This is a genomic window from Massilia sp. ST3, assembly GCF_018119405.1.
Lineage (GTDB): Bacteria > Pseudomonadota > Gammaproteobacteria > Burkholderiales > Burkholderiaceae_D > Telluria.
The window spans coordinates 1-8,810 of record NZ_JAGPWC010000120.1 but is presented as its reverse complement, the minus strand read 5'-3'; the positions used below and the strand labels follow the sequence as shown (position 1 = coordinate 8,810).

9 protein-coding genes are annotated in these 8,810 nt (G+C 65.6%); all 9 read right to left on the bottom strand.

What is annotated here, in order from left to right; all coding sequences use genetic code 11:
- Positions 1-122: 122 nt before the first annotated feature.
- The gene (locus KBW98_RS23225) at positions 123-1,268 is read right to left on the bottom strand and encodes a D-alanyl-D-alanine carboxypeptidase family protein (RefSeq protein ID WP_211522541.1); all 1,146 of its coding nucleotides are present in this window, start codon (positions 1,266-1,268) and stop codon (positions 123-125) included.
- Between the two features lie 103 nt (positions 1,269-1,371).
- Positions 1,372-1,995 carry an alpha/beta hydrolase gene (locus tag KBW98_RS23220; protein ID WP_211522540.1) on the bottom strand — a complete coding sequence of 208 codons (624 nt, stop codon included), beginning with the start codon at positions 1,993-1,995 and terminating at the stop codon, positions 1,372-1,374.
- A gap of 27 nt (positions 1,996-2,022) precedes the next feature.
- Positions 2,023-2,349, bottom strand: a complete 327-nt coding sequence (locus KBW98_RS23215) for a ferredoxin (RefSeq protein ID WP_211522539.1) — start codon at positions 2,347-2,349, stop codon at positions 2,023-2,025.
- Positions 2,350-2,400: 51 nt separating this feature from the next.
- Positions 2,401-3,528 (bottom strand): VanZ family protein, encoded by a 1,128-nt coding sequence (locus tag KBW98_RS23210; protein WP_211522538.1) that lies wholly within the window; start codon positions 3,526-3,528, stop codon positions 2,401-2,403.
- Positions 3,525-4,157: an ABC-type transport auxiliary lipoprotein family protein gene (locus KBW98_RS23205; protein ID WP_307727622.1), complete on the bottom strand. Its 633-nt coding sequence runs from the start codon at positions 4,155-4,157 to the stop codon at positions 3,525-3,527. Before KBW98_RS23205 ends, KBW98_RS23210 begins: the two co-directional genes overlap by 4 nt.
- Positions 4,158-4,165: 8 nt before the next feature.
- A complete protein-coding gene (locus KBW98_RS23200) occupies positions 4,166-5,113 on the bottom strand; it encodes an MlaD family protein (RefSeq protein WP_211522536.1) in 948 nt (315 codons plus the stop codon).
- A 1-nt stretch (position 5,114) separates the two neighbouring features.
- Positions 5,115-5,966 carry an ATP-binding cassette domain-containing protein gene (locus KBW98_RS23195; protein WP_211522535.1) on the bottom strand — a complete coding sequence of 284 codons (852 nt, stop codon included), beginning with the start codon at positions 5,964-5,966 and terminating at the stop codon, positions 5,115-5,117.
- The gene (locus KBW98_RS23190; RefSeq protein WP_211522534.1) at positions 5,966-7,099 is read right to left on the bottom strand and encodes an ABC transporter permease; all 1,134 of its coding nucleotides are present in this window, start codon (positions 7,097-7,099) and stop codon (positions 5,966-5,968) included. The genes KBW98_RS23195 and KBW98_RS23190 overlap by 1 nt, the downstream gene beginning before the upstream one ends.
- Positions 7,100-7,153: 54 nt before the next feature.
- Complete coding sequence (locus KBW98_RS23185; RefSeq protein ID WP_211522533.1) at positions 7,154-8,638, bottom strand: B12-binding domain-containing radical SAM protein; 1,485 nt, start codon at positions 8,636-8,638, stop codon at positions 7,154-7,156.
- Positions 8,639-8,810: the final 172 nt, after the last annotated feature.

The following is an 8,810-nucleotide window of genomic DNA, read 5'->3' as shown; positions in this document are numbered from 1 at the left end:
CCCTCCCCCCAAACCCCCGCCCCCCCGCCCACGCCCGGGACCCAAGTTCGCACCGCAGCCAACAAACAAAAAGCCCGCCCTGCTTCACGCACGGACGGGCTTTCATCAGCAATGACGAAGAATTACTTCAGCCAGAGCCGCATCGAATCCCACGCACGGCCAAAGATGCTCGCCTCCTGCACCTCTTCCAACGCCACCACCGGCAGCACCAGCAGCGGCTTCCCGTCCGCCATCATCTTCAGCGTGCCGACCTGGCCGTTCAGGGCCAGCGGCGCGACCAGCGGATCCTTACGCTCGAGCACCGGCTTGAGCTTGCCCGCCACGCCCTTTGGCACGGTCACCAGCACGTCGCGGGTGAAGCCGATCTTCACGTTCGATTGCGAACCCTTCCACACTTCCGGGGTGGCGATCGGCTGGCCCTTGGCGTACAGCTTGACGGTGTCGAAGTTCTGGAAGCCCCAGTTCAGCAGCTTCTGGCTTTCCTGGGTACGCACGGCGTCCGAGCTGGTGCCCAGCACGACCGAGATCAGGCGGCGCTGGCCGGTGGTGCCGTTCGGGCGGCGCGCCGAGGCGATCATGCTGTAGCCCGAGGAATCGGTGTGGCCGGTCTTCATGCCGTCCACGGTCGGGTCCAGCCACAGCAGGCGGTTGCGGTTCTGCTGGGTGATCTTGTTATACGTGAACTGCTTGACCGAGTCGATCTTGTAGAACTCGGGGAAGTCGCGGATCACGGTGGTCGCCAGGGTCGCCAGGTCTTGCGCGGTCGAGTAGTTGTTCGCGTCCGGCAGGCCGTGCGGATTGGCGAAGCGGGTGTTCTTCATGCCCATGCGCTGGGCTTCGCGGTTCATCAGCGTCACGAAGGTGCCTTCGTCGCCGGCCACGGCTTCCGCCAGCGCCACGGCGGCGTCATTGCCCGACTGGACCATCAGGCCATGCAGCAGGTCGTTCACCGACACCGGGGTGGCCGGATCGATGAACATCTTGGAGCTCGAACCATCGACCTTCCAGGCGCGGGTCGAGACGGTCACCATCTGGTTCAGCGCCAGGCGCTTGTCCCGGATCGCGGCGAAGGTCACGTAGGCCGTCATGACCTTGGTGAGCGAGGCCGGTTCGATGCGCGCGTGCGGATCCTGCGAGGCGATGACCTGGCCGCTCGTCGCATCGAGCAGCAGCCACGATTTGGCGGCGATCGCCGGGGCCGGCACGGTTTGCGCGCTGGCCGAAACCATCACCAGGCTGGCGGCAAAGGCCGCGAACAGTTTTTTCATGGGAGTGTGTCGTCAATCAGTAGGTGGTAAAGCGCAAGGCAATGCTTCAGAGCATTGCCTCAAGAGAAGTCAAACATTATAGGACAGTGTTACGCCGAAATGTTCACCGCCGCCACATTTGTGCAACGAGATTTTTAATGTGGCCGAGCTTGCGATGGAAAAAATGGTCGGCGCCGGGGATCACGATCACCGGGATGTCGAGCGGGCGCGCCCAGTCATACACTTCCTGCAAGGTGATCGTATCGTCAAGTTCGCCGTGGATCAGGATGGTGTCTTGGGGCACCGGCGGCATCGGCCACTTGCCGGCCGCGGCGCCGACCAGCACCAGGCGCTCGGCCGGGCGGTCCTCGGCGGTCAGGCGCTGCTGGAACTGGGCCTGCACGAAGGTGCCGAAGGAGAAGCCGGTCAGTGTCACGGGCAGGTCAGGATAGCGCTCGCGCATGTGCGCGTACATGATGGCCATGTCGTCCACTTCGCCCTTGCCATCGTCATGCACGCCCTCGGACTCGCCCACGCCGCGGAAATTGAAGCGCGCCGCGGCATAGCCCATGTTGACGAAGGTGCGCGCCAGGGTCTGGGCCACCTTGTTTTCCATGGTGCCGCCGTACAGCGGGTGCGGGTGGGCCACCAGCGCGATGCCGCGCGGTTCGCTATCGGGGAGGTCGAGCAGGCATTGCATCTTGCCGGCGTGGCCGTCCAGGGTGAACTTGTGCGAATGGATATTCATTGTCCTTCTTGCTAAATCGAATCTGGATTAAATCTTGAGGCGCTCGACGGGTTTGCCGCCGATGAGGTGCTGGTCGATGATGTCGTCGATGTCGGCATTGTCCACATAGGTGTACCAGGTGCCTTCGGGATAGACCACCACCACCGGACCTTCCTCGCAGCGGTCGAGGCAGCCGGACTGGTTGATGCGCACCTTACCCTCGCCGCTCAGGTTGAGTTCCTTGATGCGCTTCTTGGCGTGCTTTTGCGCCTTCTCGGCGCCGCACTTGCCGCAGCTCTGGCGTGCATCCTTGCCCTCGCGCTCGTTCATGCAGAAAAACACGTGGTACTGATAAAACTGTTTGTCGTCCGTCATGGTGTTCTCGTCGAAAAGATGGCGCGCGCCAAAGCGCAATGATAACCCTTGTTACTGGCGATTGAGTTTATGAGAGGGCAGCACCAGGAACCAGAGCGCGAAAAACGGCCACATCAGGGAAAGGAACTGGGCCGCGCCATTAAAGTTCAGGAATTTTCCCTGCACCCAGCCCTGCAGGGTCGAAGAGAAATACGGGTTGACGGGAATCGTATTGACGACGATGAGGCTGAGCACCAGGGTGACCACGGCCAGCCGGCGCTGGGCCACCTGGGGCGCGAACACCAGGCCCGACAGCATGATCAGGCCAATCAGGAAACCGCCTTCCGCGCCCGGCGTCACCCACACGAAGGCGTTATCGGGCCGGAACAGCAGCGAGCTGGCCAGCGATTTTACGACCAGGGTCGCCGCCAGCAGGGCCAGCATCAGCGAAAAGCGCGGCGCGCCCCGGCGCACCAGGCACATCAGGGTCAGCGCCGCTCCCGTCATGCCGCAGGCGGTGATGATGGTCTCGGACAGCCAGTACTGCTCCACGCTCATGATGGCGCCGGGACGCAGCCTGGCGACCAGGTCGATGTCCTCGTCCAGCCACTTCGACAGCCAGCCGGAAATGACGGGCAGCACCTGGCCGTGGCCGAACAGGTAGCTCTGGGGGTAGATCTGGGCCAGGGGCCACAGGGCCACCAGCACCAGGCCCTGGCTGGCGTGGGGCGCAAACCAGCGCCGCCGCAGCTGGAACAGGCGGCTGCGGTCGAGCAGCACCGGCGCCCACAGGGCGCCCAGGATGGCGCCGATCAGGCAGCCGCCGGCATTGGTGAGGAAGTCGAGGTTCGAGGGCACGCGGCTGGGCAAGTAGCTCTGCACCGCCTCCATCGTGCCCGACACCAGCGCGCCGGCCAGGGCCGCCACCAGCACCGCCCAGACGCCGCGGATGCGCGGGTAGAGCGACAGCACCAGCAGGATGCCGAAGGGGATGTAGCCGACGATGTTGACGGTGACGTCGAAGCCGGTCCAGTAGCGCTGCTTGACCAGGTTCAGGAAGGCGAAGGGCGGCACGCCGCTGTCGCGCCAGCCGGAAAACGGATACCAGCTGGCGTAGACGATCAGCAGCAGGAAGGCCAGCAGCGTGGCGCGCGAGATCGGCGAGCCGCGCGGGCGGCCCGCGACATCCGGCTCGGTCATTTGCGCACGGTCTGCGGCGCCAGGGTCGCCAGCCAGGCCTGGATGTCGGCCGCGGCGGCGTCCAGGCTGCCGGCCAGCGCCCGCGCGCCGCCCGCGGCATCGGCGCTGCCGGCCGGCGTCGTGTGCGAGAACGTGCGCTGGTCGACCAGGCGGTGCTCGTTGAACACCGAGGCGCGCAGCACCAGCCGGCCTTCGCTCTGCGCCACGCCCGAGAAGCTGTGCATCAGCTCGTCGACTTCCATGCGCAGGATCGGCACGCCGGTCGAGGCGTCGGTGGCGGACAGCACCTTCATGCCCGACTGCGACAGGCGGGCCTTGATGCGCTGGGTCACCAGGGCCAGCGGGTTGCCGCTCCAGCGGCTGTTGGCATAGGTGCGCGCCTGCAGGGCGTCGGCGTAGTTCAGGCGGTAGTACATGCGCTCGTTGTCGAGGATGGCGGCGCCGGTGGCGTCCATCACGACGATGGCGGGCAGGGCCGGCGCCGTGGCGGCGGCCTGGGAAGCCGGCAGCGCCGGACCGAAGTCGAACACAGTCGACGGCGTCGAATTCTTGCTGCTGGCGCAGCCGGCCAGGATGGCGGCGCAGGCAAGGAGAGGCAGGAGGCGCTGTGCGTTCAATGGTGCGTTCAAGATGGTCCTCATTTGGTCGGGGGCGCGAAGCCCGGCTCACCGGGGCCGGGCTGCTCGCCCGGCGCGCCGAACAGGATGCTCTGCGGGCGCTCGGACAGCGAATTGGCGGTGCGGCGCACGGCGCGCAGCGACAGGCGCGCTTCGTCGGTCATCTGCACCACGTGCGGCAGGGTTTCCAGTTCCAGCTCGCTGGTGGCGGCCTGCAGCGAGCCGATGGCCGTGTTCAGGCGCTCCACCGGGCCGTCCGGCGACTGCAGGCGGACGGCCAGCTGGTCGTAGTTCTTGATCATGCTGTTGGCGCTGCCGGCCACGGTGTCGAAGGAATCGAGGCTGTGTTCCAGCTTGGCGCTGAGCTGCGGCAGGCGCTCGATGGTCGGCTCCAGCTTCTGCGGGATGGCGGCATAGGCGTCGGCCGCCTTGCCGATGCTGTCGAACGCCCCGATGATGGTCTGCTGGTTTTCGGGGCCGACGATCTTGGCAATGCTGTCGGTGATCTGCTCGGTCTTTTCCAGGATCGCCAGGCCGCGCTTTTCCAGCATGTCGAGCAGGCCCGGGCGCAGCGGGATGCGCGCGGTCTGGTCGGGGGCCGTCTTGAGGCGCGGCGAGCCGGTGCGATCGTCGTCGAGCTGGATGAAGGCGATCCCGGTCACGCCCTGGTAGCCGAGGGTGGCGAAGGTGGTGGTGGTGACCGGCGAATTCTCGTCGACGGACAGTTTGATGAGGATCTGGCCGGTGACGCGCGGATCGAACACGATCTCGTCCACGCGCCCCACTTCCAGCCCGCGGTAGCGCACCGTGGCCTGCGGATTGAGGCCGGGGATCGACTGGGTGGTGACGATTTCGTAGGGGACGAAATCGGTCTTGTCGCGATTGAGCCAGAGGCCGACCAGCACCGCCGCAACCAGGAGCGCGATCGTGAACACGCCGGTCATCAGGGCATAGGACCTGTTTTCCATATCAAGTCTCCGAATCGTTCTGGGCCTGGCGCTCTTCGAGCACTTCCAGCGCCCGCTGGCCGCGCGGGCCCAGGAAAAAGTGTTTGATGAACGGATGGTCGACGCGCAGCACGTCGCACGACGGACCGACCGCCAGCACGTGCTTCTCGGCCAGCACCGCGATGCGCGAGGACAGGGCGAACAGCGTGTCGAGGTCGTGGGTGACCATCACCACCGTGAGCTTGAGCTCGCGGTGCAGGGTCTGGATCAGGGCCACGAAGGCATCCGACAGATCGGGATCGAGGCCCGCGGTGGGCTCGTCCAGGAACAATAACTGAGGTTCCAGCGCCAGGGCGCGCGCCAGGGCGGCGCGCTTGACCATCCCGCCCGACAAATCGGACGGCATCTTGTTGGCGTGCTCGGGGCCGAGGCCCACCATGTCCATCTTGAGCAGCACGGCGTCGCGGATCACGTCCTCGGGCAGGGCGCGCAGCTCGCGCATCGGCAGGGCGATGTTGTCGAACACGGTCAGGGCCGAGTACAGGGCGCCCTGCTGGAACAGCATGCCCCAGTGGTTGCGCATGCGCTGCAGGTCTTCCGGCTCGGCCGCGCTGATGTCCTCGCCGAACACGTGCACCGTGCCTTCCGAGGGGCGCTCCAGGCCCAGCATCTGGCGCAGCAGCACGGTCTTGCCGGTGCCGGAACCGCCGACGATGGTCAGGATCTCGCCCGCGTAAATATCGAGGTTCAGGTCCTGGTGCACCACGGTGCGCCCGAAGCGCGTCCACAGCTTGCGGATCTGGACCACCGGCGCGCCGACTTCCTCCTCGGGGCGCATGTTGAGGCGCTGGGGGCCGCGGTTCGTGTTCGGCATCAGAACCCCACTCCGCTGAAGATGATCGCGTACACCGCGTCGGCCAGGATCACCACCGTGATCGCGGTGACCACCGAGGTGGTGGTGCCGCGGCCCAGGCTTTCGGTGTTGGCCTTGATGCGCAGCCCGAAGTGGCAGGCGATCAGCGCGATCAGCACGCCGAAGGTCACGCCCTTGAGCAGGCCGATGGTGTAGTTCACGTAGGGCACGGCGTCCGGCAGCTTCTGGATGAAGTAGCGGAAGGACAGGTTCAGCTCGATCTTGGCCGAGACCATGCCGCCGATCAGGGCCATGGCGTCGGTCCACACCACCAGCAATGGCATCGAGATCGCCAGCGCGATCACCTTGGGCATGATCAGGCGGTAGCCATGCGAGATGCCCATCACCAGCATGGCGTCGAGTTCCTCCGTCACCCGCATCACGCCCAGCTGCGCCGTGATCGAGGAGCCGGAGCGGCCGGCCACCAGGATCGCGGCCAGCATGGGGCCGAGTTCGCGGATCACGGCCATGCCGAGGATGTTGACCAGGTAGATGTCGCCACCGAACATGCGCAGCTGCTGCGAGGATAAATACGACAGCACGATCCCGATCAGGAAGCCGACCATCGCCGTGATGCCGAGCGCCTGGAAGCCGGAGTGGTAGATATTGGCCGAGATCTCGCGCCAGGGGCCGGTCTGCGGGCGGCGCAGGAAGCGGCCCAGGTCCTGGACCACGACCCCGATCAGGCCCACGAAGGCGCGCAGGTGTTCGAAGAAATTCAGGATGCCGCCGCCCAGGGTGATGATCCAGTGCAGGGGGCTGACCCGGTGGCGCGGCAGCTTGATGCTGCTGGCCTTCTCGATGCGGGCGAACAGGTCTTCCTGGCGCGGGTCCAGCTTGAGATGGGGCGGGCGTTTCTTGTGCCAGGCGTTCCAGAACATCTGGGCGCCGATGTGGTCCAGGCTCTCGATGCCGGACAGGTCCCAGTCGCAAGCGCCCTTGTCCTTCAGGGTGGCCAGCTGGCGCGTGATGCCTTTCAGGGTGCCGCGCCGCGACAGCGCATGCACCTGCCAGACCCCGTTCGCCACGACAGATTGACCCGCTCCAGAGGCGGAATGCTGGATAGTTAATGTTGGCGCATTTTCAATCTGCATTGTCGCAGTGTAAAAGAGAATCGTTTGCGCCGCCAGCGACGATCCTCTACCGTGTCATGCTGCCAGGTGGCGTACCTGGCGCTGCGGGGCGACGGCGGCCGCGGGAGCAGGAGCGGGAGCGCCCGCCTTGCCGGCATAGTCGCTGGCAAGCAGGGCGGCCGCTTCCTCGCGGTCCAGGCCGCGCAGCTGCAGCCATTCCTGCACCAGCTTGGCCAGGCGGTCGAGGGCAATGCGGTGGGTGGCGTCCGTTTTCGTATAGATCCAATCCGAAAAGGCCATGAAGTTCTCGAAGGGCGCGTCGGCCAGCATCGCGCGGGTGGTGTTGGCGAAGCGGCCGGAGTTGGCCACCAGGTCCCAGTAGCGGGCGAAGCGCACCAGGCGCTGCATGGTGGCGAAGTCGACCCGGTTCGTCGCCAGCACCGTGTAGGGCGGATAGGGATCGTAGACCATGCCGAAGGGCTCGGTGTGGCGGATGATCGGCGTACCGCGCAGGCGCTTGAGGATGCCGAACTGGATCTCCTGCGCGCCCAGTCCCACCAGCTGGTCGAAGCCGCGCGCGAAGCTGGCCACGTCCTCGCCCGGCAGGCCGGCGATCAGGTCCACGTGCAGGTGGGCGGTCGAGTGCTCGCACAGCCAGCGGATGTTGTCGGCCGCCTTCTCGTTGTTCTGGCGCCGGCTCACCAGGGCCTGGACCTCCGGGTTGAAGCTCTGGATGCCGATCTCGAACTGCAGCGCGCCCGCCGGGAACTTGGCGATGGTCTCCTTCAGCGCTTCCGGCAGGTGGTCGGGCACCAGTTCGAAGTGGGCGTAGACCGGGTCATCCGGGTTGGCCTCGATCTTATCGAGGAAGAACTGCATGATCTGCAGGCTGGTCTTGACGTTCAGGTTGAAGGTGCGGTCGACGAACTTGAACAGGCGCGCGCCGCGCGCGTACAGCGACTCCAGCTCGGCCAGGAAGGACTCGAGCGGGAAGGGCCAGGCCGTCTTGTCCAGGGAAGACAGGCAGAACTCGCACTTGAAGGGGCAGCCGCGCGAAGCTTCCACATACAGGGTGCGGTGGGCGATATCGTCCTCGCTATATAGGGAGTAGGGCAGGACGATGTCGCCCATCGGCGGCTGGAGGCCGGCGTGCACCTTCATCAGGGGCTTGGGGCCGTTCAGGATCTCGCCGCACAGCTTGGGGAAAGTCACATCGCCCCAGCCGGTGACGACATAGTCGGCCAGCCGCGCGATTTCCTGTTCGCCGGTTTCGTAGGACACTTCCGGGCCGCCCAGCACGATGGTGAGCTTGGGCGCCACGCGCTTGAGCATGGCGACAAGCTTCGTGGTCTCCTCGACGTTCCATATATAGACGCCGAAGCCGACGATGCGCGGCTGGTGCGCCAGGATGCGTTCGACCAGGTCGGTAGTCTTGGCGCCGATGACGAATTCCTGGATCCGGGTCTGCGCCTGCAGTTCGCCCATGTTGGCCAGGAGGTAGCGCAGGCCGAGCGACGCGTGGGTGTAGCGCGCGTTGAGCGTGGAGAGGAGGATCGTCATGATGCGGGGAGGGTCGGCAAAAGGAGGATTGTACGCTTCCAGCCTGTGTGACCGATACGCTTAAAGCGCGCTTAAGTTGTGCACTTACGCAAAATTGGGGTTGACGCGGATCAGCCGCTCCCGCATAATCTCATTCCTCTGCTGCTGACGAACACAACGCTTCGTCGACAAG